Source organism: Rhodococcus sp. SBT000017 (assembly GCF_003688915.1).
Lineage (GTDB): Bacteria > Actinomycetota > Actinomycetes > Mycobacteriales > Mycobacteriaceae > Rhodococcoides.
This window is the reverse complement of sequence record NZ_REFU01000002.1, coordinates 298,445-322,828: the sequence shown is the minus strand read 5'-3', so window position 1 is coordinate 322,828 and position 24,384 is coordinate 298,445. Positions and strand designations below refer to the sequence as shown.

General features: G+C 64.9%; 15 protein-coding genes. 7 read left to right on the top strand and 8 right to left on the bottom strand.

The window, feature by feature from the left end:
- The first annotated feature begins 67 nt into the window (after positions 1-67).
- The gene (locus tag AYK61_RS22610; RefSeq protein ID WP_121873200.1) at positions 68-583 is read left to right on the top strand and encodes a mycothiol transferase; all 516 of its coding nucleotides are present in this window, start codon (positions 68-70) and stop codon (positions 581-583) included.
- Here AYK61_RS22610 and AYK61_RS22605 read toward each other — a convergent pair.
- The gene (locus AYK61_RS22605) at positions 574-1,068 is read right to left on the bottom strand and encodes an SRPBCC family protein (protein ID WP_121873199.1); all 495 of its coding nucleotides are present in this window, start codon (positions 1,066-1,068) and stop codon (positions 574-576) included. The genes AYK61_RS22610 and AYK61_RS22605 overlap by 10 nt on opposite strands.
- Complete coding sequence (locus AYK61_RS22600) at positions 1,065-1,889, bottom strand: SDR family oxidoreductase (protein ID WP_121873565.1); 825 nt, start codon at positions 1,887-1,889, stop codon at positions 1,065-1,067. The genes AYK61_RS22605 and AYK61_RS22600 overlap by 4 nt, the downstream gene beginning before the upstream one ends.
- Before the next feature lie 100 nt (positions 1,890-1,989).
- Here AYK61_RS22600 and AYK61_RS22595 point away from each other — a divergent pair, with 100 nt between their 5' ends.
- The gene (locus AYK61_RS22595) at positions 1,990-3,039 is read left to right on the top strand and encodes an iron-siderophore ABC transporter substrate-binding protein (protein WP_121873198.1); all 1,050 of its coding nucleotides are present in this window, start codon (positions 1,990-1,992) and stop codon (positions 3,037-3,039) included.
- 177 nt (positions 3,040-3,216) lie between these two features.
- Here the strand turns inward: AYK61_RS22595 and AYK61_RS22590 are convergent, their stop codons facing one another.
- The 3 genes from AYK61_RS22590 to AYK61_RS22580 all read right to left on the bottom strand — a co-directional run bounded on the left by AYK61_RS22590 (position 3,217) and on the right by AYK61_RS22580 (position 7,785).
- Positions 3,217-4,479: an IS256 family transposase gene (locus AYK61_RS22590; protein WP_121873197.1), complete on the bottom strand. Its 1,263-nt coding sequence runs from the start codon at positions 4,477-4,479 to the stop codon at positions 3,217-3,219.
- A gap of 101 nt (positions 4,480-4,580) precedes the next feature.
- A complete protein-coding gene (locus AYK61_RS22585) occupies positions 4,581-5,909 on the bottom strand; it encodes an HNH endonuclease signature motif containing protein (protein WP_121873196.1) in 1,329 nt (442 codons plus the stop codon).
- A gap of 403 nt (positions 5,910-6,312) precedes the next feature.
- Complete coding sequence (locus tag AYK61_RS22580; protein WP_121873195.1) at positions 6,313-7,785, bottom strand: cryptochrome/photolyase family protein; 1,473 nt, start codon at positions 7,783-7,785, stop codon at positions 6,313-6,315.
- Between the two features lie 127 nt (positions 7,786-7,912).
- On the opposite strand from AYK61_RS22580, the gene AYK61_RS22575 reads away from it, so the two are divergent.
- From AYK61_RS22575 to AYK61_RS22560, 4 genes are all read left to right on the top strand, one after another.
- The gene (locus tag AYK61_RS22575; RefSeq protein ID WP_121873194.1) at positions 7,913-9,562 is read left to right on the top strand and encodes an alkaline phosphatase; all 1,650 of its coding nucleotides are present in this window, start codon (positions 7,913-7,915) and stop codon (positions 9,560-9,562) included.
- A gap of 21 nt (positions 9,563-9,583) precedes the next feature.
- A complete protein-coding gene (locus AYK61_RS22570) occupies positions 9,584-10,426 on the top strand; it encodes a rhodanese-related sulfurtransferase (RefSeq protein WP_121873193.1) in 843 nt (280 codons plus the stop codon).
- Between the two features lie 4 nt (positions 10,427-10,430).
- On the top strand, positions 10,431-11,306 hold the full coding sequence (locus tag AYK61_RS22565) for a pseudouridine synthase (protein ID WP_121873192.1): 876 nt from the start codon (positions 10,431-10,433) through the stop codon (positions 11,304-11,306).
- A gap of 67 nt (positions 11,307-11,373) precedes the next feature.
- Positions 11,374-11,619: a hypothetical protein gene (locus AYK61_RS22560; RefSeq protein ID WP_121873191.1), complete on the top strand. Its 246-nt coding sequence runs from the start codon at positions 11,374-11,376 to the stop codon at positions 11,617-11,619.
- A gap of 127 nt (positions 11,620-11,746) precedes the next feature.
- Here the strand turns inward: AYK61_RS22560 and AYK61_RS22555 are convergent, their stop codons facing one another.
- The 3 genes from AYK61_RS22555 to AYK61_RS22545 all read right to left on the bottom strand — a co-directional run bounded on the left by AYK61_RS22555 (position 11,747) and on the right by AYK61_RS22545 (position 18,899).
- The gene (locus tag AYK61_RS22555; protein WP_121873564.1) at positions 11,747-17,224 is read right to left on the bottom strand and encodes a carboxyl transferase domain-containing protein; all 5,478 of its coding nucleotides are present in this window, start codon (positions 17,222-17,224) and stop codon (positions 11,747-11,749) included.
- A gap of 386 nt (positions 17,225-17,610) precedes the next feature.
- The gene (locus AYK61_RS22550) at positions 17,611-18,282 is read right to left on the bottom strand and encodes a TetR/AcrR family transcriptional regulator (RefSeq protein ID WP_121873190.1); all 672 of its coding nucleotides are present in this window, start codon (positions 18,280-18,282) and stop codon (positions 17,611-17,613) included.
- A 14-nt stretch (positions 18,283-18,296) separates the two neighbouring features.
- Positions 18,297-18,899, bottom strand: coding sequence for a dihydrofolate reductase family protein (locus tag AYK61_RS22545; RefSeq protein ID WP_121873189.1), 603 nt, complete (start codon positions 18,897-18,899; stop codon positions 18,297-18,299).
- A 223-nt stretch (positions 18,900-19,122) separates the two neighbouring features.
- Here AYK61_RS22545 and AYK61_RS22540 point away from each other — a divergent pair, with 223 nt between their 5' ends.
- Entirely contained in the window at positions 19,123-24,288 is a 5,166-nt protein-coding gene (locus AYK61_RS22540) for an AAA domain-containing protein (protein WP_121873188.1), read from the top strand.
- Positions 24,289-24,384: the final 96 nt, after the last annotated feature.

The following is a 24,384-nucleotide window of genomic DNA, read 5'->3' as shown; positions in this document are numbered from 1 at the left end:
TCCCTCCGCTCCCATCGGGGTATGCATGAGTGGTCATCAGTGCTGTCAGAGAAGAGATGGATCTTTCATGAATCACAACGACCTGCTCACCGACGCGTTCGACCGAATCAAGGAGCTCGTGCATTCGGTCCTGGACGACATTCCCGCGGCTGCGTTGACCTATCGACCGGACGCCGATGCCAACAGCATCGCGTGGTTGGTGTGGCACCTGACGCGGGTGCAGGACGACCACATCGCGGGCGTGGCCGGGAGTGAGCAGGTCTGGACGTCCGACTCGTGGTTCGAGCGCTTCGGTCTCCCTTTCGACCGTTCCGACATCGGGTACGGCCAGTCCTCGTCCGACGTCGCCGAGGTCGCCTCGAGTGCCGAGCTACTACGCGAGTACTACGACGCTGTGCACTCGAAAACCATTGCGTACCTGGGCAGTGTCGGGGCCGACGATCTGGATCGGATCGTCGACGAGAACTGGAACCCGCCGGTCACCTTGGGCACCAGGCTGGTTTCGGTCCTGTCCGACGACCTCCAGCACGCGGGGCAGGCGTCGTACGTGCTCGGCATGTATTCCAGAAGCGCTCAGGCGTAACGCTTCTGCAGGTTCTCCAGCGTCTTACGGATGTTGCGACGCTGGAACTGTGGGAACGTCTTTCCGCTGGTGACGATCTTGTCGAAGACCAGCGCCAGCGCGTCGGGCCACTTCGTGCGGTCGTCGGTCCAAGTTTCGGTGACTTTCGTTCCGCCCTCGACCGGTTCGAAGTCGTATCGCCAGGTTGCATTCGCGCCCTTGATCTTCGGAGCGCTCTTGCCGATGGCGTGGACTCGGAACTCGAACGTCTTGCCCGGGTCGGCAGCAGTCACGGTGCAGCGGGTGACCCACGTAGCTGGGCCGCGTTTGTTGGTGCCGTCGAACACCATTCCCACATACGCGGTTTCGCGGGGTTCGTGCACGGTGGCACCGGTGTTCTCGGGGCTCCACTGACCCATTTTCGTGGGGTCACTGATCGCAGCGTAGAGAGTGTCGGCGTCGGCCTCGACGACGATGCTGTCGGAAACGGTGAGTTCGCGCTTCACGACGACGCACCCTTCTTCAGGCCGGGATGAACACGAGTGAGCATCGGGACCAACAGTGTGCGCGGGGTGATCTGCGCGAAGATCGATCCGATTCGATTGGCGGGCCCGGGGATCGACACCATACGTCCCTTGGTCATGTCGTCGACGGCAGTTCTGGCCACCGTCTCGGCCGAGACCCACATGATCGACGGAAGTGCTTTCTCTGCATCGTCTTTCGCGAAGCCGGCGGCCTCGCCGAACCCGGTCTGCACCGGGCCGGGGCACAGTGCAGTTGCGGTTACGCCCGTTCCCTTCAGCTCGCCGGTCAGCGACTGCGTGTAGGAGAGCACGAACGCCTTGCACGCGCCGTATCCGGCCTGACCGGGCAGAGGCTGAAAAGCAGCGGTCGAGGCCACATTGAGCAGTGCGCCGCGTCGTCGTTCGATCATGCCGGGAAGAAATCGGGTGCACAGATCCGCGACGGCGACCACGTCGACCTCGATCATGTGCATCTCGGCGTCCGGGTCGGATTCTGCGACAGGTCCGAGGGTGGAGAGCCCGGCGTTGTTGATCAGGATGTCCGGGATCAGGCCGAGTTCGGTGATGCGGCCGAGTAGTTCGGCGCGAGCAGTGCGGTCGGACAGGTCTGCGGCGAGCACTTCGGCTCGGACTCCCCGTGCGCGGATCTCCTGTGCCAAGTCTTCGAGCTTGTCGGCACGCCGGGCGACGAGGGTGACGCCGTGGCCGCGGGATGCGAGCACGCGGGCGATCGCGGCTCCGATTCCCGAGGACGCTCCGGTCACGACGGCTGTCCGATCAGGGGCGGGACGAGGAAGGCTCATGGCTCCCACCGTAGCGAACGCCCGCTGTGCAGTGCATTCGAACCACTCTTGTAGGTTAGCCTTGACTTACCTTTAACCGCTGGTCCGTCGAGAGGTATCCATGTTCTCTGCTCCAACAGCCGGTCGACGTTTCACTCGCCGTGCGTCCCTGCTGTCCGTGCTCGCTGTGTCGGCCCTGGTGGTCGGGGCGTGCTCGTCTGCCGACACTGCCGAGCCCGAACAGGCCGACGGCGGCGACTTTGCCGCCGTCACCATCGATTCGGCTCTGGGGCAGGCCGTCATCACCGAGAAGCCCGAGCGCATCGTGACTCTCGGTCAGGGGTCGGCCGAGACCGCGATCGCACTGGGGACCGTCCCGGTCGGCGTCGAGGAGTATTCGTGGGGTGCCGACGATTCGGGGTATCTGCCGTGGGTTCACGACGCAGTCACCGAGTTGGGTGCCGAACTTCCCGAACAATTCACCGGTGGAACCGAGCTCAACATCGAAGCCGTTGCTGCTCTCGAACCTGACTTGATCCTGGCCCCGTGGTCGGGAGTGACACAGGACCAGTTCGACAAGCTCAGTGCGTTCGCTCCAGTGGTCGCCTACGAGGAGCAGCCGTGGACGATCACCTGGGAAGACCAGATCACCGTCATCGGCAAGGCCATGGGTGAGGAGCAGAAGGCAGCGGACGAGATCGAGAAGATCAAGGCCCGCTTCGTCGACGCCACGACCGATCATCCCGAATATGCCGGAGTGAGCTTTTCGTACATCTACAACACCGGGCCGGGGACGCTCGGGGTGTTCCTCGCCGACGAGCAGCGCGTTGCGATGGTCCGTGCGCTCGGGTTGCAGGTCGATCCGGTGGTGAACACCCTCGACGAGACCGAGGGCACCGACTCCGCGGTGATCGGTTTGGAGAACGCGAATCTGCTCAACGATTCCGACTTGATCTTCACCTTCTACTCGGACCCGCAGAACCGTACCGACACCGAGAATCAGCCTGCGTACAAGCAGATCCCGGCCGTGTCTCGCGGTTCTGTCGTGTCACCGACGGATCAGTCGTTCGTCACCGGCTCGTCCATCATCAATCCACTGACGGTGCCGTGGGCACTCGAGCGATACGTGCCGATGATCGACGAGGCGGTCGCGAAGCTCGACGCGAACTAGGTCAGTACACACTGTGCTGCCGTTGCCGTTCCAACACCTGCTCGAGGTGATGTGGCACGACCGCGGTGACGGATCCTTGCTGAAGTAGCTGCACGACAATCTTTTCCAGCCCCGCACCGGTGTTTCGGTGCGGGGCTGGGAGTGTCCGATTAACGGTGGATCCGATCTCGGCGTCGGTTAGTTACCGTTCGGGGTGATACGTCCTTCGAAGGTGATAGCGAATGCATTGAGTGCTGGCTTCCACCTCATCGCCCATCGTGCCCTACCTTTCCCGGTGGGGTCCAGAGCACGCGTCGCCAGATATAGGCACTTGAGCGCCGCCTGCTCGGTGGGGAAGTGCCCACGAGCCCGCACCGCACGCCTGTAGCGGGCGTTGACGGACTCGATCGCGTTCGTCGAGCAGATCACCCGCCTGATCTCGACGTCGTAGTCCAGGAACGGTACGAACTCGCTCCACGCGTTGTCCCACATCTTGACGATCGCCGGATACTGATCACCCCACTTTCCGGCGAACTCGGTGAACCGTTCCTTCGCCGCCGACTCCGAAGGAGCGGTGTAGACGGGCTTGAGATCACGTGCCATCTCATCCCAATACTTTCGGGATGCGAACCGAAAAGTGTTGCGTATCAGATGGATAATGCACGTCTGCACCACCGCCAGCTCCCACACGGTGTTGATCGCCTCCGGCAGACCCTTCAGTCCGTCGCACACCACGATGCAGACATCGGCAACACCGCGGTTCTTGATCTCGGTGAGCACCGACAGCCAGAATTTCGCACCCTCACCACCCTCGCCCGCCCATATCCCCAGAATGTCTCGTTCACCGTTGACGGTGACGCCGATCGCGACATACATCGGCCGGTTGGTGACCTGACCGTCCCGAACTTTGACGTGCACAGCGTCGATGAAGATCACCGGGTACACCCGCTCGAGCGGCCGATTCTGCCACTCGGTCATCTCCCCGACGACTTTGTCGGTGATACGGGAAATGGTGTCCTTCGATACGGTCGCCCCGTAGATGTCCTGGAAGTGAGCGGACACCTCGCCGGTAGTCAAACCCTTTGCAGTCAAAGACAATACGACTTCATCGATACCCGTCAGGCGACGCTGTCGCTTCTTGACGATCTGCGGAGCAAAGGAGGAATCGAGGTCGCGCGGGACGTCGATCTCCACCGGTCCGATTTCGGTGAGCACCGTCTTCGAGCGGGTACCGTTGCGCGAGTTGCCACTGCCGCGGCCGGCAGCGTCGTGTCTTTCGTAACCGAGATGCTCGGTCATCTCCGCATCCAGTGCGGTCTCGAGGACATTCTTGGTGAGCTGATTCAACAGCCCGTTCGGGCCCATCAACTCCACGCCCTGCTCCTTGGCCTGAGCCAGGAGCTGCTCGGCCAACTGCTTCTGATCCACCTCATCCGCCATGGGATCCAGTGTTTCGGTCATCGTTGATCCTTCCCGCCAAGCTCAGCTCGGCGTGTCGAACCAAGACCGGATCAACCGTTTATCTGACAGTCCCGCGGGGCTGGAGTGGTCTTTGGGCGGGTTCAGGCGATGTGTGGGCCTGCTCGGGCGTGGGATGGTCGGGGTTGTCGGTACGGGTCGACGGTTGCTGGTGGGATGAACCAGGGGTGGTTGTCGGTGCCGATGAAGACTTCCCAATCGGAGTGGTGGATGAGTCGGTGATGGAACCCGCACAGTAGGACCAGGTTGTTCATGTCGGTGGGGCCGCCGTCGGCCCAATGCCAGATGTGGTGGCCTTCGGTCCAGGCGGCGGGTTTGCCGCAGCCAGGGAACGCGCAGCCGTGATCGCGGGCGGTGAGGGCTTTGCGTTGTTTGGCGGTGACGGTGCGTGCGGTGCGGGCGAGGTTGATCGGTGAGCCGTTCTCGTCCATCACGATGGCGGTGAGAACACAGTCACACGCCAACTGTCGAGAAGTATTGCGGGAGAGTGGTCCCATCCACGGCAGCCACCCGACCGACGTGCCGTCGCCGAACAGGTCTCGATAGGCACCACGATCGGCGGTAGGCCCGGCATCGGATTCGTCTGCAGCGCGGGTGTTCTCGTCGTCGGCGATGTCATCGACGTCAGCACTGTCGCGGAGGTCGGTGAGATCGCGCAGGCTGATGTGCAGGTTCAGGTGCGGGCGTTCACCGCCTTCGATGGGGCGATCACTGGAGGCGAGGTATTGGTCGAGGATGTGTCCGAAGGCGTCGGCTCTGCGCCTCGCGGGGCTGCGATCGTCTGCGATTTTGAATGTCTCGGTGCCGTCGGCTGCGGGTCGGGGTTCGGTCAGCGGTGAGAGTGCGGTGAGCAGCTTTTCTCCGGTGATCGCATCGAAATCACCCTTCAACACAAGACGCCCGTTCAACGTCTTGGAGGCGAAGAGTTCGTTGCGGTCGGTGTTCTCGGGTGGTGGGGTCTTGCCGCCGAACTCGTCCTCGAGCTTGGTGATCGCTGCTCGGATCCGGCCGGTAAGAGCTTCGGGCCCGGTCGCGGCGGCGATCATCGCGGTGCGGGCCATAACGCGACCCTCTTCCGGGAGGTCCTTCGGTGGGGTTTCGGCGAAGGTGAGGATCAGCGCGGCGTGGTCGACGGACATGACACCGGTGTTCACGGCGTCGGCGATGTCGGAGAAGTTCTTCAACCCGCGGGCGAGGGCGACGATCTTGGTGGCCTTGGACGGCGAGAGCAGTGTGGTGGAGGTCAGCCAGCCTGCGGGTCCGGGGAAGCCGAGTTTCTCCCGTGAGACGCGGGTGTCGATCTCTCCGACGAGAGCGATGCGTCGGGCTTCGAGGAGTTGGATTTGGTGGGAGACCGCGGCGGCGTCGGCGAGGAGTTCGCTTTCGCTCAGTTGCCAGATCTCCGTGGTCATAGAAGCAAGTGTATAGAACGCGCGTTCGACTGGCAATCATAGTGCAATCGAAAACTATTGCTGTGCATAAGGATTCGCAAATCTGAACCTGTCGGTAGCCTGTGGTAGGAGCTCGGAGCCCGTTTCCGGATAGTGATCGCTGCAGCGATTCCAGTCCGAGCAGCGCGGTGACTGTTTCGATTTTTTACGCGTAGTCGACCAGCGCCAACTCGTTCCCATCCGCCGCTGGCGTTACTGGGGCGTCTTCGTGGCGGTTCATCTGCAGCGCGGGCGGTCCGCGACATGTGGGGAGTGTCGCGCATGCAGATTCGCCCAACGTACGGCCATCGGACCGATGCGGCGTTTCGTCACAGAGCGCGACGCTCTAGAGATTCGGAAATCCTCGGTTCAGGCATCCAACGCGTCAGTACACCTCGCGCTGCCGTTCCTGTTCCAACACTTGCTCGAGGTCGCTCAATCGGTTCATCGACGACACCTGCCGCGCCGTGCGGTGATTGAGCGCCAACATCTCTCGATGCCGGTGCACGAATGCCCAGTAACCGGCAGTGAACGGGCAGGCGTCGTCGCCCAATCGCTTCTTCGGGTTGAACTCGCATGGTTTGCAGTAATCGGTCATGCGGTTCAGATACGCCCCGCCTGAGGCGTAGGGCTTCGTTGCGATCACGCCGCCGTCCGCGTGTTGACTCATGCCGATCACGTTCACCGGCATCACCCAGGCGAACCCGTCGACGAAAGCCGTTGCGAACCAGTCGGTCAACGCTCGTGGGTCCCAGGCGTGTTGCAGCGCAAAGTTTCCCAGAATCATCAGTCGGGGGATGTGGTGCACCCAGCCGCGCTCGCGCACGCCGTCCACCGTCGACGACAGGCATTTCGCCACCACGGCGTCGCCGTCCAACTCGAGCAGCCAATCCGGCAGTGGCTCATGGGCTTCGAGCTTGTTGCGTTCGAGATACTCCGGCCCCAGATGCCAATACAGGTGCCACACGTATTCGCGCCAGCCGAGGATCTGGCGAACGAAACCCTCCACGCTCGCCAGCGGGGTGCCGTCGCGGTGGGCGTCCTCGGCTGCGTGTGCCACGTCCAACGGTTGCAGCAGTCCGAGGTTCAGTGGAACCGACAGCAGCGAGTGAGACATCGTCCAGTCATCGGCCATCACCGCGTCCTCGTACTTGCCGAAGTCGTCCAATCGATAATTCACGAAGTGCGCCAATGCTTCCGACGCCTCAGAAGCGGTCACCGCGAACACGCGAGGCCCGTCCACTCCGACGGTGTCGAGGTCCCAAGAGTCGAGGTCGGCGCGCACCTGCTCGTCGATGGCATCCTCGGTCGGCCACCACGGTTCCTCGACACCGAGGGTCAGGCGTCCCTTCGGGGGCGGCGACTGGTTCTCGGCGTCTAGGTTCCACTTTCCGGAGACCGGTTCCGAACCGTCCATCAACACCCCGAACTTCTTGCGCTGCTCCCGGTAGAACGTCTCCATCCGAAAGGTGCCGCGCTCGGCTGCCCATTCCGCGAACTCGGCGCGGGGAAGCGCGAACATCGGCGTCGGCAAAATCTCCGAGACCAGTCCCTCCTCGTGCAGCGCGGCGACGAACTTCTCGGCCGCATGGGAGGTGGGCTCGAACACCACCACGGGCTTGCCGTACTCGGCCAACCCTTCCCGGTACGTCTCGGTCTGCAGGTAGGTGACGCGATCGCCCAGCTCGTCGGCCAGATGACGCATCCCCGACAACACGAGGTGCAGCTTCTGCCGGTGGTATCGACGACGCCGGAACACGCGCCGGGACTCGATCATCAGCACATCCCGATCGGCATGCTCGTCCACCGAGTGAAAGTGCGGACCGAGCTGATCACCGAACAACCACAGAGCGTCCATGCCCCCAGTGTTCTCCCGCCACCACTCCGGCAAACCAGCGTCCGGCACATGGCCGTCCGGTGAACACTGTTGCCGACCCAGGTGCGCCTTACTTGACCACCGACCATCCATCGCATGGACTGACCCGATGCACGCTGATTCTGCGCTTTCCAGAAGGACGTTTCTTCGCTCGTCGTCGGTGGCCGTCGCAGTGGCCGGAGTCGCCACGACACTGCCTGCGGTCGCACACGCGCAGGGCAGCGACCGCGGCTTCCTGCACGGAGTCGCATCGGGAGATCCGTTGCCCGACGCGATCGTCCTCTGGACTCGGCTCACCCCCACGCCCGACGCCACCCCGGGCTCCGGCGTCGGCCCGCAGGTATCGGTGACGTGGCGGATTTCCCGCAGTGCAGACATGGGGGACGTCGTCTCCTCCGGAACCGTCGCAACCGGTTCCGACGCCGACCACACCGTCAAGGTCGACGTCGACGGCCTGGCTGCAGACACCACGTACTTCTACGATTTCCGGACGAGCGACGCGGCATCGGCCGTCGGGACCACGCACACCGCACCGGCCAACGATGCCGATATCGACGCGATGCGCTTCGGTGTCGTCTCGTGCTCCAACTGGGAGTCGGGGTACTTCGGTGCCTACCGGCATCTGGCCGCCAGGGGAGACCTCGACGCCATCGTCCATCTCGGTGACTACATCTACGAGTACGAGACGGGCGGGTTCCCGGGCCGCGACGGCGTGATCCGGCAGCATTCGCCCACCCACGAGATCGTCACGCTCTCCGATTACCGTCAGCGCCACGGCCAGTACAAGTCCGATCCCGATCTGCAGGCCGCGCACGCCGGCGTGCCGTGGATCTGCACGTGGGACGACCACGAATCCGCCAACGATGCATACGACACCGGCGCGCAGAATCACACCCCGGGCACCGAGGGCGATTGGTCCACGCGCAAGGCGAATTCCGAGCAGGCGTACTACGAGTGGATGCCGGTGCGCGCGGCAGGCACGGCGACGAACCGTCACCTCTACCGTCGGCTGCGGTTCGGCAACCTGCTCGAGCTCTCGATGCTGGACCTACGCACCTATCGGTCGCAGCAGGTGTTGCCGTTCAACGGGCCCGAGGTCGATTCTCCCAACCGAACGATCACCGGTGCCGAGCAGATGCAGTGGCTCACCGACGGCATCGTCTCATCGCCGACGCAGTGGAAGATCGTCGGCAACCCGGTGATGATCACGCCCACTCTCATCCCGCCGCTCGATCGCGATGCCGCCAGGGCGGTCACGTCGCTGCTCGGGATCCCGGAGGGCGGTCTGCCGTACAACGCCGATCCGTGGGACGGCTACACCGCCGACCGCCGCAAGCTGCTCGGTGCCATCGTGGACGCGGGCGTCGACAACACGGTGTTCATCACCGGCGACATCCACTCGGCCTGGGCCTGCGAGGTGCCGCTCGACGCGGCGCACTACGCAACGACGGAGCCTGCTGCCACCGAGCTGGTCGTCACCTCGGTGAGCTCGGCCAACATCGACGACCTGACGCGTACTCCGCCGCACACGCTGGGCCGGGTCGCCGAGGAGGCGTTCAAGGCGCTCAACCAGCACGTGAAGTTCGTGGACCTCGACAGTCACGGTTTCGGCGTCTTCGAGGTCACCAAGACGGCGGCTCGGATGGATCACTGGTTCCTCACCGCCAAGGAGGATCCGCAGACCGGCGTGTACTGGGGAGCGGGCTTCACCGTCGACTCCGGCACCCAGCGAGTCCGGGCGGCGCCGCCGCCTGCCTGACAACGCGCCATACTGGTCGGCGTGGCTGTACCGAAAATCGTCCTGTTCTACGTGTTCACTCCATTGCCCGATCCCGAGGCGATCCGGTTGTGGCAGCAGACGCTGGCCGCGTCGAACAACCTGACCGGACGCATCCTGATCTCCGAACACGGCATCAACGCGACGGTGGGCGGCGACGTCGACGATGTCAAACGGTACGTGCGCGGCACTCGCAGCTATCCGGCGTTCAAGTCGGCCGACATCAAGTGGTCCGATGGACTCGGCAACGATTTCCCGCGCCTCAGCGTGCGGGTGCGCGAGGAGATCGTCACCTTCGGTGCGCCGGGCGAGTTGAAGGTCGACGCCGACGGAGTGGTCGGCGGCGGCACCCATCTGAGCCCGCAGCAGGTGCACGAGCTCGTCGATTCCCGCGGCGACGACGTCGTCTTCTTCGACGGCCGCAACGCCTTCGAGGCGCAGATCGGCAAGTTCAAGAACGCAGTGGTGCCCGACGTCGAGACAACCAGAGACTTCGTCTCCCAACTCGACTCCGGTGCCTACGACCATCTGAAGCAGTCCCCGGTGGTCACGTACTGCACCGGGGGAGTGCGGTGCGAGGTGCTCTCGTCGTTGATGGTCGCGCGCGGGTTCGAGGAGGTGTATCAGCTCGACGGCGGAATCGTCCGATACGCAGAGACTTTCGGCGACGACGCGCTCTGGGAGGGTTCGCTGTTCGTCTTCGACAAACGGATGGTACAGAACTTCTCCGATCACACCGCCGTCATCGGGCGCTGCAGTGCCTGCGGCAACCCGACATCCCGCTACCAGGACTTCGACGGCGACGCCGGCCGCGGTCTGCGGTTGATCTGTCTCGACTGCGCGTAGAGAAATGCTGCCCTTCCGGGACGGCCTCGCACCACTGAGACTGCTCTTACCGCATGGTGATTCGGCCACCACCATCGTCGAGTATCTCGAACGTGAGATGCCCGAGGACGACTGGCGACGGGCCATGCGCGACGCCGAAGTGGTCGACGAGAAGAGCAGGCCCATCTCCGACGCGACGCGGTACCGCGCCGGCAGCCAGGTGTACTTCTATCGCATTCCAGCGCAGGAGGTTCCGGTTCCGTTCGAGATCGGCATCCTGCACGAGGACGAGAATCTGCTGGTGGTCGACAAGCCGCACTTCCTTGCCACCATTCCGCGTGGCAGGCACGTCACCGAAACCGCGACGGTACGGCTGCGTAGGCAATTCGATTGCCCGGACCTGACGCCCGCGCACCGACTCGATCGCGCCACCGCCGGGGTGTTGCTCTTCACCAAGACCAAGCAGGCCCGACGGCCGTATCAGGAACTCTTCTCCTCGCGCAACGTCACCAAGGAATACGAGGCAGTTGCGGGATTCGATGCAGCGCTGGAGTTTCCGCGCATAATGCGTAGTCGAATCCTCAAAGAACACGGGGTCATGACGGCATACGAGGAGCCGGGGGAGCCGAACAGTGAGACCCTGATCGAACTGGTCGACACGTTCGGCACGTTCGCCCAATATCGACTCTTCCCCAAGACAGGCAAGACCCATCAGCTGCGGATCCATCTGTCCTCGTTGGGTATTCCCATCGTGAACGACCCGTACTATCCGGAGTTCTCTTCCATCCCGGCCGACGACTTCACCCGGCCGTTGCAACTTCTCGCCCGGGCTCTGAATTTCACGGACCCACTCACCGATGAGCCCCGCCGCTTCGTCAGCGCCCGAACCCTCGAGCTCTGACAGCTCGGCATCGTTCGTTCGGACGATTGTGACAATGGGGACGCGAGGTTAGCGTGTCGAGCGAACCATGTCCGACGGAATCGAAGAGGAGAACAGCGTGAAGCGTCGTCTTGCTGTTGTGCTGGGAGCCGCAGTCATCGCCATCGCGTCGCCGGCAGTCGCGGTGGCCGATACCGGAAGTGCGAGCACCGGTAGCTCGAGCAGTGCGTTGGGTGGTTTCGACATGCTGTCGCGGCTCTGGGAGGCCTGCGCGGTGACCATCTTCACCGGTCAATGCACCGGTGTCGTCGCCACAGACGTGACCTACTGGTAACGCTCGGCCTGAGCCACACCACCGAACCGACAAACGCGCGCGCATTCGCCAGACGCTCGCGGAACAGGTAACCGTTCCGCGAGCATCCAGCAAACGAGCGCGCGTGTGCGTTGAGCGAGCCCAGGCCCTACTTCGCCAGCGACCGCGCCATTCCGCGTTCGATGGCTGCGACCAGCTGCGGTCGTAGTTCTGCGGCGGGGACGATGTGGTGCACCGATCCGACGTTCTGTGCTCGCTGGATGTTGTGGATGGCCTCGAATTCGGCTGCCACTTCACCCAGTTTGGCGTTGCGGGCGTTCGCTCGCACGGTGGCCAGTTCGACGCGCAGGGCCGAGCGGGTGGCGTCGTCCTCGGCTGTGTTCAGGGCAGTCTCGAGTTCCTTGACGGTCGGGTCCGCTGCGGTGCGGGCGTTGACGTCGCGGGTGAACACCACTGCTGCTGCCGGGGCTCCACCGAGTACGGAGGCGAAGGAGCCCTCCACTGCGAGGACCTCCATGTTGTCGTTGAGCGCTCCGGAGAACACCACGAAAGCGCCTCCGTGGTAGCGGGAGACGACACAGAACACGACCGGTCCGTCGAAGTTGACGATGGCGCGGCCGATCTCGGCACCGTATTCGAGCTGGATGTTGCGCAGCGATTCCGGTGATCCGTCGAAGCCGGAGAGGTTGGCCAGCACCACGATCGGCCGGCTTCCGCTGGCGGCGTTGATGGCGCGTGCGGTCTTCTTCGACGAGTTGGGGAACAGGGTTCCCGAGGTCCACTGATCGGGGCCGTCGGACGGGAACCAGCCCTTACGGGGGATGGCCCGCGATTCGATACCGATGACGGACACCGGGATCCCGGCGAGGTGGGCGTCGAACACCACGGAGGTGTCGGCGTCGGCCATGTCGGCCCAACGCTCGAGCACCGAGTGATCCTGGTCCACCACGGCGCGCATCACGGTGCGGATGTCGAACGGCTTCTTGCGGTCCGGGTTGGTGACCGAGGAGAAGATGTCGCCGACGTTGGTGAAGTCGCTCGACGGGTGCACGTGCGGGTAGGTACGCACGTCGCGTTCTGTCGGGTCTGCGGTGGCCGCGCGGCGCGGGAAGCGTTCTCCCGGTGCGGCGTACGCGTGGTCGTAGTGCGCGAACAGGATGTCGCACGCGGCCCGCAGGTTCGGTGCCCAGTACTGTGCCTGGCCGTTGGGGCCCATGACGCGGTCGTAGCCGCCGATGCCGAAGTTGTCCTCGGCCGAGACGCCGCCGGAGTAGTCGAGGGACTGCTTTCCGGTGAGCACCATCGCACTGTCTGGGGTCATCACCAGGATGCCCTTGGTGTGGGTGAGCATGGTGGCTTCGGCGTTCCAGTACGGCTGAGCGCCGACGTTGATACCCGCGACGACGATGTTGATCTCGCCGCCGGCCTGGGTGAAGGTGATGATGCGACGCAGTCCACGTGAGACCCAGTCCATGTTCTCGGTGCCCGATTCCATGGAAATCGTTGCACCGGAGGACAATGCGAACCATTCGACGGGTGCGCCGAGTTGCTCGGCGAGGTCGATGGCCGCGACGATCCGCGAGCACTCGGCCTCGGCGACGGTGCCGAGGGCCTTGGTCGGGTCACCGAACAGTGCGACGCGGGTGATGCCCTCGGGGTACTTGGCGGTGGGTGTGGTCGCCACGCCGACGATGACGCCTGCAGTGTTGCGGCCGTAGGGACGGTCGACCGGTGCGAGCACGCCGTCGGAGCCGAAGTCGTACTCGGTGAACGTGCCGCCGTTGCTGCTGAGCAACGGAATCAGCTCGTACGGGTACACGGTGCCGCGGGCCTGGGAGCGCTGCACCTTCTGGGTGTACTCGTCGAGCGGACGCATCGGCTCGGTCGGCGGCGGGGTCACCTTGGCCACGATGCCGGCACCGGAGCGGTACGACAGGCGCAGTGCGACCTCGCGTGGTGTGGCGCCGGGTGTTTCGGCCAGACGTGCGATGAGGGTGATCTCTTCGAGGCCTGCACCGATCGTCAGCGGCGCGATGTGCCGGGCGATGGTGGCGATGCGGTCGGCGGGAACGTTCAGTACCGGCCAGACGTAGAGCACGACGCGGTTGGCGTCGAGTCGCTTCTTGCCGCGTCCGGCCTGGGCCCGGCGGATTCCGTCGAGGCAGGCCGCGACTGTCCGTTCGATCTCGGGTACCGCGACGATGTTACCGGCGTCGTCCAACTGCGTTGTGACGCCGCGGATCTCGGCGAGTGCGACGAGTCGCTCGTCGGAGGGGTTGGCCTTCGACGTCAGGTGGAACAGGTACGTTCCGGCGCTGGCGGGCAACCGAACACCGTCGAAGTTCTTCAGTCGCCACAGGTCGAGTCGTTGACCGGTCAGCGGGTGCATGTCCCGAATGATCGTGTCCTCGGCGAGAGGCTCGGACCCTTCGACCGTGGTGCGACGGTAGGTCATCTTTCGAGCGGCGGAACCGAAGGCCGTCACCGTGACGCGACGCCAGCGGCCGGTGCCCGGGTGCGCGGCGAGGACGGCCTGAAGCTGGGCCGAGAGCTCGTCGCCGTCGGTCGGAGCGTCCGGCCAGGACAGGTAGAGGTCGACGGCCAGGTTCTCCGGTGCCGGTCCGGCGATGTCGTCGACCGAATCCAGAGTCGCTGCCAGCGAGTCGAAATCGGTTGCGGTGGAAACCAGATGCAGCCGTTCGCCCGAGAGCTCGAAGTTGCCGGTGACGAAGTGCTTGCCGTCGCGGTCGAAAGCCTTGACGTCTTCGAGGGTGCGGATCTCGTAGTACTGCCGAGTGATCACTTCGAGCAGGGCACCGGGATCGGTGATCCGTTGTGCCAGCAGCTCGATCAACGGTTCCGGGGTGGCGACGAGAGCTGCGATGCGCGCCGAATAGTCGGCAGCGTCGGGGTTCTCGGCGAGGTACTGCAGGCTACCGCGGACTCCGTCGTAGATCTTCTCGCGTGCACTGCGGATCTGTGGCTCGTCGAACAGTCGGAAGCGCAGGTTGCGGGCGACGTCGCCGATGACGGGGTAGCGGGCCTGGGTGGCACCGATGAGTCGCTCGAGTACCTCGGCCATGGCCGGGGTGGCTTCGGGCTGCGCCGAGCAGTCGCTGAGCCAATGGCCGAGCAGGGCCGCGATGACCGGAACCTGGTTCTCCATGCGCTGCAGTGCCAGGAAGACGCGGTAGACGGCCTCTTCGAGTTCGGGGGTACGGCCCTCGTCGATGGCGGCGTCGTAGTGCGCGAGTGCGCGAGTGAGCTTGGCGCGGAACGACTCCGGGAGCCCCTGAACGTCTGCGTCGAGGGAGTGGAGGAACGAGTGGAAGTGCTCGCGAGGGGAGTGGACGCGTTCGTCGGTGCTCTCTTCGTCCATCGTCGGACGGTTCCGGGAGAGCTCGCAGATATCGGCGAACGTGTTCAGCAGAGCCAGCTCGGCGGAGACCAGTCCCGAATCGTTCCGTGGCACATCGGCACGCAGAGTCTCGTAGGTGGACAACAGGTTTCGAGCGCGGGCTCCGCTGACATCGAAGCCGGTGATGAGGGCGGCGAGTTCGTCGAGTCGGTCCAGTGCCCGGCGCTGCGGCGTACGCTGCTCGGCGTCGTCGATCCCGCGGAACTGCACGCGCGGTGCTTGCTCGGAGACCTTCTGCTCACCGGCCTGATCGACGCGCAGCAGTGCCGCTCCAGCGTCGACCTGTCCGTTGACCGAGGCCAGTACTTCACGCACGGTGCCCGCGTAGGGGGACCGGACGGCGGTTTCCATCTTCATCGATTCGAGGACGACCAGGGTCTGTCCCGCTTCGACCTCGTCTCCGACGGCAACGGGCACGGCCACGACGACGGCGGGAGCCGGTGCGCGCACCAACCCGGCCTCGTCCTGCGAGATCTGGTGGCTGATGCCGTCGACCTCGACGAGGAAGTGCGCAGCTCCGGCGACGGTGACCACCTGGTAGCGACGGTCGCCGATGACCAGACGGCTCTCGTACGTACCGAGACGTTCGACGTCGACCTGAAGATCGCCGATGCCGTCACCGTCGATGATGTAGCGGTGTGTGCCGGTCTGGCCGACTTCGAGCTTGTAGGCCTGACCCTGGTAGTTCAATTCGACGGTGCGGCCGATGGCATGGGTGGCGCGGGGGCGACCGCCGCGGGCGGAGTTGAGGAACGCGGTGCGCTCGCGGGCTTCCTCGGCGTCGTAGGCATCGATGGCTGCGGCGACGATGGCGATGTCGGCGACGGCCGTCGGGCCCACCTGGGAGCCGGCTTCGGTGCGGTCGAGCCAGCCGGTGTCGGCGGAGGCGGAGATGACTTCCTCGCGGTCGAGCAGGCTCAGCAGGAAGGACTTGGTGGTGGTGCCGCCGTCGATGACGACGGTGGTTTCCCGCAGCGCATTGCGCAATCTCGCCAGCGCTTCGCTGCGGTCGCGGCCCCAGGCGATGACCTTGGCGACCATCGAGTCGTAGTCGGGTGGAATCACGTCGCCCTGCGCGATGCCGGTGTCGACGCGGATGCCGGTGCCGAGGGGGAACTTGAGCAGCTCGACAGTGCCGGGGGCCGGCGCGAAGCCGTTGTCGGCATCTTCGGCGTTGAGGCGAGCTTCGACGGCGTGGCCGAACTCTGTGGGGCACTCGCCGGGCAGTGCCTGGCCGTCGGCGACGAGGATCTGCAGCTTCACCAGGTCGATGCCGGTGGTGTATTCGGTGATGGGGTGCTCGACCTGGAGGCGGGTGTTGACCTCGAGGAAGGTGAAGATCTTCTGCTCGGGCTGGTAGAGGTATTCGACGGTGCCCGCGCCCTGGTAGCCGGCGGCCTTGACGAGCTCGGCCGAGGCGGTCCGGAGCTGGTCGGCCTGCTCCTTGGTGAGCAGCGGCGAGCTGGATTCTTCGATGACCTTCTGGTTGCGGCGCTGGATGGAGCAGTCGCGCACGCCCGGGGCCCAGACGTTGCCGTGGCTGTCGGCGATCACCTGAACCTCGACGTGGCGGGCGTCGGTGACGAGCCGTTCGAGGAAGACGACGGGGTCGCCGAACGAGCGCTCGGCCTCACCCTGGGTGCGTTCGAGGGAGAGTTCGAGTTCGTCTTCGTGGAAGACCTTGCGGATACCGCGGCCACCGCCGCCGGAGCGGGCCTTGATGATCAGCGGATAGCCGATCGCCGCTGCGTGACGGCGGGCGTCGGCGCGGGTCTCGACCGGGCCGCCGGACCACGGTGCGACGGGGACGCCGACCTTCTCGGCGAGGAGCTTGGCCTGCACCTTATCTCCGAGCAGGCGCATCGCGTCGGCCGACGGGCCGATGAAGGTGATGTTCAGGCGGGCGACGAGATCGGCGAACGTCGGGTCCTCGGCGACGAAGCCCCAGCCGACCCACACCGCATCGGCACCGGACTCGACCAGTGCGGCCTCGAGGACGCCGTAGTCGAGGTACGCCGAGCCACTTGCCGGCTTGCGCAGCGTGACCGCTTCGTCGGCCTGGCGGACGAACATGGCCCGCTTCTCCGCCTCGGTGTGCAGCGCTACGGTGCGGATGCCGTAATCGTGTTCGGCGTTGAGCTCTCGGACGGCTCGGATCAGCCGTACTGCTGCCTCGCCTCGGTTGACTACTGCAATCCGCTTGAACAACGTATCTCTCTTCGCTCGGTGTGGGCGCACCGCGTCGGTGCACTCGATGGAACGTGGATTGGTGCCGGGCATGTCATTTTCTCGTTCACCATGCGGCACTCCGATCGGCTCATTCTAACGGTAACGAGGCCCTGTGCACCGCCAACGGCGTTCGGCGTGAGTGTGATTGATCACCAACAGGTGAATCATATTCTGTGGCAACCACTTTGGCTGCGAACTCGCTGTCGATTTCCGTTCACCCTGCAAACGTACTCGCGAGTAGCGTTGGCGTGAGGCGTAATTCGCCATTCGACGACCTGCGTTGCTACCGGCGAGTACATTACCGACGGGTACAACTCGAGCCGATCGGCTCGAGTTGCCTCGCTCGTCGACGAGTGCGGTCTCCCTCACCTGTCACCCTCGCTCATCCGCGGCAGTCGCAGCGCGTTGACCCACAGCCTCGTCGCCGTCGCGAGCAGATCCTCGGAGTCCGCAGGTGGGTGGCCGTCTGCGGCGTCGACGACGAAGTGATTGAACGCGAGCCGGCTGATCATCGAGGACAGTGCGCGGGAAGCCAGCAGGGGATCGAGCTCCGCGTCGGCCAGACCGCGGCTCTGCAGGCTCTCGATGCTGCGGGCATTGCGCCTGACGAAGGCATCGGCGCGTTCACGGCGGAGGCGTCGGAACTCGGGATCGATGTTCGAGACCTGCTCGAGCAGCGCCATCAGCTTCGCGTTGCGTCGGTAGGCCTCGAAGTACGCACGGTTGCTCGCGGCGATCACGGCGACCGGATCGTCGTGTGGGTCCACTCGTTCGGTCCCGGGATGCAGCATGTCGTCCCTGGCCTGCTCGAGCACCGCGGCCAGGATCTCTTCCTTGCTGGTGAAATAGGTGTAGAAGGTGCCGGCGGAGCATCGAGCGGCGCGGGTGATGTCGATCAGTCGGGAGTCGAGGTAGCCGCTGTCCTCGAAGACTCGACGGGCGGCCGCCACGAGCGAGGATCGGGTCCTCAGTCCGCGCGGGGTGGTCGGCAGCTCCCGATTCGGCAGCTCACGGTCTGGCTCCGGCGCGGCAGGCATTCAGTCTTTATACGTCATCGCTGGCGAGCGTCCGGGCGGATGAACCGGGTGAATCTCACCCCGCTGTCGAACTGGCGTGATTCGAGGTGCCCGAACAGCTGCGCGGGGAACGGATCGGGACCGATGCCGGACGAGAACAGGCCGATGCCCTTGCCGAGTACGACGGGGTTGACCTTGAGGAACAGCTCGTCGATCTCGGGCAGCAGTTGACCGGCCAGGTTTCCGCCGCCACAGATCCAGACGTCGAGCTCGGACTCCTCGGCTTTGAGGCTCCTGACAAGTCCGAGCGGATCCTCGTGCACCACCGTGAGAGTCGGGTCGTCCGACGGGGCGAGGGTGCGAGAGAAGACGTACTGGCGCAAGTGGGGATAGGGGCTGGTGATCCCGACGTCGAGCGCCGGTTGCAACGTCTCACGGCCCATGACGAGGGTGTCGAATCGAGCGGGCGGACCGTCCAGGCCGAACATGGACCGCACGTGGACCGGCAACGTCTCGGGCAGCTCTGCCACGATGGCGTCGAGATGATCGCCTTCGGACACGAAACAGTCGTAGCTACCGTCCGGTGCAGCGATGAACCCGTCGAGGGTGACGGCGATGTAGTAAACCAGCTTGCGCATTCGGCTCCTGTCGTGGTCGACCGGGTAGAGAACCCGTGGGCAGGGCGGGTCGGTCCGCTGTAGGGAATCCAGCGACCGAAGTGGGTCTTTGTGACCCAGCACTAGAACGTATTTTGTGTGCTCAGGACGCGATGAACAACTGGTTTTCAACGGCTAGTGTGGCCCGGGTGTGCAAACACCGTCCCTGTTTAGGACGACCATTCGAGTACTTTGTGGGGAAACTGTGACGGCTACCGGTCGTGAACACGACGACGAGCTCAAGAGCAGGGTTCAACGCCTGCTGCGCTTCCTTCGCGAAATCGTCGAGGCGCGTTCGAACCCGGTGCTGCGTTTCGACGACCACGTCCAGGTCGAATGGGTGCACGCAGGGGACGTGCCCATGCAGCTCGACCCGCGGGCAAAGCAGGGTGGTGTGGTGCTCCGCGCGCCGCGCATCGCGGTCGACGAGCCGCCCGAGCCGCCTGCGCTGCTGTCGGGTTGGCTCGATCCTCAGGTCGTCGCGGACAGCCGCTATCGCGAACTCGAGTTGGCCGACGCATCATCGGTGACGTCCCGCCGTCGAGCGGAGGCGCAGGAGTCCGACGCCGACTTCGACATCCGTAAGGCCTACGAGATCAAGCAGGCCTTCGAGGAGTACTCGGAATCGTGGAAGGAGTGGGCGCAGGAGGATCGGGATCGGCGACCGCAGGCCGCTCTGTACCAGGCTCTGCAGCTGATGATGCAGGAGCTGGCATCGCGACCCGAGTCCATCGAACTCGTGGTTGCCTCGGGGCTGCTGACGTCGAGCAACACCGATCAGCAACGCAGCGTGCGCACTCACCTGATCACGCAGTCGGCCAGCATCGAACGCGACGTGCGCACCGGTGATCTGCTGGTTCGCCTCGCCGCGAGCACCACCCCGCGGCTCGAGGACGGCCAGCTGCTGACCGGTTCGGACGATTTCGACACCTCCGGGTCGGTCGCTCTGGCCCAAGAATTGCACGACACCGTCACTTCACCGATCGGAGCCGGGGTCGAGCAGTTCCTGAGGAACTGGGCGGCGCGGGTGCCACGGCACGAGATCGAGGTGCTCGATCGTCTCGGTCCGCCCGGGGCTCTCGCCTACATCGACGACGACCGCACGCTCACCGTCTCACCTGCCCTCGTTCTCCGCGTTCGAGACTCGTTCGCGCTGGTCGAGTACTACGAGCAGATGATCGCCGACCTCGAGTTCGCCGACTCTCCGGTACCGCTGGGGCTCGCGCAATTGGTCGATGCCATCGAGCCTGCAGATCGGATGGCGTGGCTCGAACGCACGGGGGCGGGGGAGTCGGCGGCACTGGCGGAGGACCCGCTGTTCCCGCTGCCGGCCAACGCCGAGCAGTCGCAGATCATCGAACGGCTGGGGCGTGACAGCGGCGTCGTGGTCGAAGGGCCGCCGGGAACGGGCAAGACCCACACGATCGCCAACCTCATGTCCGGGCTGTTGGCTCGCGGTCAACGGGTTCTGGTCACTAGTGAAAAGTCACAAGCTTTGCGCGTGCTGCGCGATAAGCTCCCGCCGGAGCTACAGGAGCTCTGCGTGTCCATCACCGACCTCTCTCGCGGTGGTTCGGACGAGCTCAACCGCAGCGTTGCGAAGATCGCGGAGCGTAAGACCTCGTTCGACGAGGCCAGTGAGGTGCAGAAGATCGAGGCGCTGACGACGCAGCGCGGCGCGGCTCTGGCCCGGCGGGCCGAGCTGCTCGATCGTGTCAGTGCGCTACGCGAGTCCGAAACTGTTGTGCACGAATATGTTTCCGATGGATACGACGGCACGGTGTCGTCCATCGTGCGCAAGGTCAAAGCAGCCGAAGGTGCCCACGAGTGGCTGCCCGGCCCACTGCTCGCCGATCGCCCACCCCTCGACGGTGCCCAGGTCGATCAGCTTCGCAAGCTCATCGCCGGCTCCGACGGCACTCGCGAACTCCGCTCGCGCCAGGTGCTGCCGCGTCCGGAGACGATGCTTCCGAACTCGGCCGAACTCGCACTGCTCTGCCAGCGCGTGGGTGCACGAATCGACACTCTCTCGCCCCAGGCCGCGGATCTCGTGGCGTTGCTCGACGGGGTCGAACCCGCGGTGTCATCGGAGATCAAGCAGCTGTGCGAGGAGCTCGCCGCCCGAGTGCGAGCGGTCGTCGAACTCGACGGCTCCTACCCACGCCTGACCGATTCCGTGCTGTCCGGCGAGGCCGCCCACCTGTGGTCTCGGGTCAGCGGAATCGACGCGATGGTCGAGACGGCAGCTGCGTCCGATCGCTACGTCGGTGCGCACGATGTGCAGTGCTCGTCGAGCTCGCCTGCGGCACTCACGGCGATGGACGCGTTCGCCGGCGCGCTGGAGTCGGGTATCGAGTGGAAGCCCCGCTTCCGTCGAAGCGAGGAGCAGAAGGCCGTCGAGGCTCTCGACATCGTCGCCACCGTCGACGGACAACCCGCGACGACGGCGATGGCCGCGCGTCTGGTGGCAGAGCACATTCGCGCGCTCGAGACCGTGCAGACCGCCGCGGTGCTGCTGGCCGACCTCACGATCGTCGTTCCGCTCGACGGCACGCGCTCGATTCGCGTCAACAACGTGGCGCGTATCGCCGACCGGCTGGGTCTGGTGTCGGCAGTCGTCGCTGCCCGTGATGCCCTGGTGCACCGGCTGTACGCCATTTCGCCTGCGGCACCGTGGATTCGGAGCCTGGCCGAAGCTCAGGAAGTCGCCGGGGCCGCCGAGGCCATCGCCACGCGTATCGACATCGACGCCGCACGTGCCGAGCTCGACGCCCTGCAGTTCGCGGTTGCCACTCGTATCGATGCCGGTCCGTCGCCCGAGGGCTCGAATCTGGTGAGTGCGTTGAGCACCGCGGATCCCTTGGAATTGGCTGCCGCCGTTGCGGCGTATTCGCTGGCGTGTTCCGAGCAGGAGGATCAGCTCCTGCTCGAATCGATGTCGGCGTCGCTGTCCGAGGTCGCACCCGCGCTGTTCGACTTGGTCAGGGACACCGCCGGCGACGTCGAATGGGATGAGCTGAGCTGGCAGATGTCGAAGGCCTGGGCGTGGCGTCGGGCACGCGAGTGGGTCGGCGAGCAGCACCACGGGGGTCTCGAGCAGCAATTGGAGGCGGAGCTGGCCGCTGCGGATACCGACATCGCCTATCTCACGACACGTCTCGCCGCCGCCAGTGCCTGGCGCAACAGTCTCGAACGAATGACTGCCGTCGAGGTGCGTGCGCTGCAGACCTACCGCGAGCACATCTCCAGCATCGGCTCAGGAGCCGGCAAGTACGCCGAAACCTACCGCAGTGCAGCACGATCGGCGATGCGTGAGGCGCAGAGTGCGGTACCCGCCTGGGTCATGCCTCTCTCCCAGGTGCTGGCATCGATTCCGCCGGTGCCGGGCAGTTTCGACGTCGTCATCGTCGACGAAGCGAGTCAGGCCGACATCACCAGTCTCTTCCTGCTGTATCTCGCACCCCGCGTGATCGTGGTGGGTGACGACAGGCAGTGCGCACCGGCCGATGTCCCGCAGACCGGAACGCTCGAGGACGTGTTCGATCGGTTGGACGTCTACCTGCCCGATCTGCCCGAGCATGTGCGTGCGACGCTGACCCCGAGGTCGAGCCTTTTCTCCATGCTGCGTACCAGGTTCGGTCAGGTGGTGCGGTTGCGTGAGCACTTCCGCTCGATGCCCGAGATCATCAACTGGTCGAGTCAACAGTTCTATGGAGACTCCCCGCTCGTGCCCGTGCGGCAGTTCGGTGCGGATCGGCTACCGCCGTTGCGGCACACGTACGTTCGCGGAGCGACGGTGACCGGAAAGAACGCATCACTGGTCAACCGCACCGAGGCCATCGCGATCGCCGACCAGATCGCCGACTGCCTCGAAGACTCCGCGTACGACAACCTGACCTTCGGAGTGGTTGTGCTGCAGGGCCAATCGCAGGTCGACGAGATTCGCAACGAGTTGATCAAGCGGATCGGCATCGAACAGTGGGAACAGCGTCGGCTTCGCGTCGGTACGCCGCCGGACTTCCAGGGCGACGAACGCAACGTCGTGTTTCTGTCGATGGTGGTGGCACCCGACCAGAATTTCGCGACCCTCACCGCCAATCAGTACAAGCGGCGGTTCAACGTGGCAGCGTCGCGGGCACAGGATCAGCTGTGGCTCTTCCACTCGGTGACCGTCGACCGTCTCAAGCGAGCGGACCTGCGCAACTCGCTGCTGAGCTACGTCACCTCCGTCTCGCCCGCTCCGGCCGATCCCATGCCGGTCGATGTCTCGCGCGAGGTCCGGAAGGCACCCTTCGAGACGTTGCTGGAGCAGCAGTTGTGGAACGACCTCGTCGAGCGAGGTTTTCACGTCAATCCTGGTGTGGAGGTGAACAACAGGCGTCTCGCCCTGGTCGTCACCGGCGACTCCTCGCGGCTCGCCGTCGAGTGCGACGGCGACACCTTCCTGTCGACCCCGGCTCAGCGGTTGGCGGATCTGCAGCGGGAGCAGGAACTCAAGCGGTGCGGTTGGACGTTCTGGCGGGTGCGTGAATCCGAGTACTACCTGGACCGCGACGCAGCGCTGGAAAGCCTCTGGGCCACGTTGGCCCGCCTGGGAATCAAGCCCAACAGCGTTGTCGTGGAAGGTCTCGAGAGCTCGGAAGAGGCCTGGACCCCGGTCCCACTCGAGTCCTCGCAGTTCGACGATTCCGGAGTTTTCGAGACGTCCGCGCACGCAGGCTCGCCCGCGCGGCACGGGTCGGTGCTGTCTCTGTGGACCATGCCGCGCATAGACATTCCCACCGAGGAGCAGTCCGAATCGGAAGCTCGAGGAGGCGACCGCGAAGGATCGGCGCCCATGACGAACGGTTCCGGAACCACCGACGGAGCCGGCGTCAAGAACGGTTCGCGACCGACCAACGGCTCGGGAATGACGAACGGTGCGTCTGTCACCAACGGTGCCGGTCGTTCCAACGGCTCCAATGGCGCTGCTCGGCCGAGCGAGTCTTCGGCATCGAACCGCTCGGCGATGACGAACGGATCCACACCCGCACAGGACGCGGAGACCGACGCGTCCGCGCGGGTGCATGACGCTGGGGCGAGCAGCGACTCGGCCACCGAGGTCGGCGAAACCACGAACACTGCGACAGCGGCCACGGACCGGGTCGACGAGGCCGACGAGACGGTCGCACATCACGAGGCCGCGGCAAGCGTCGAGGAGTCCGCGCTCGACGGATCCGATCCGGCCGAGACACAGGGCGATTCGACGGAAGCGACGACGGCCGATGCCGAGCCGAGCGGCACCCTGGAGGCACCCGAGGACGAGGGCATCGCAGAACACGAGTTGCCGCTCAACGGACTTCGCGGATACACCACCCGACGTCGGCCGTAGCTCCGGCTCCTGACCGGCAGGCTCAGCGCCCGGGACGAACCAGCGAAGGCGACGTAGTCTTGGCCTCGGATTGCGCGCACGTACGAGTGAAGAGGG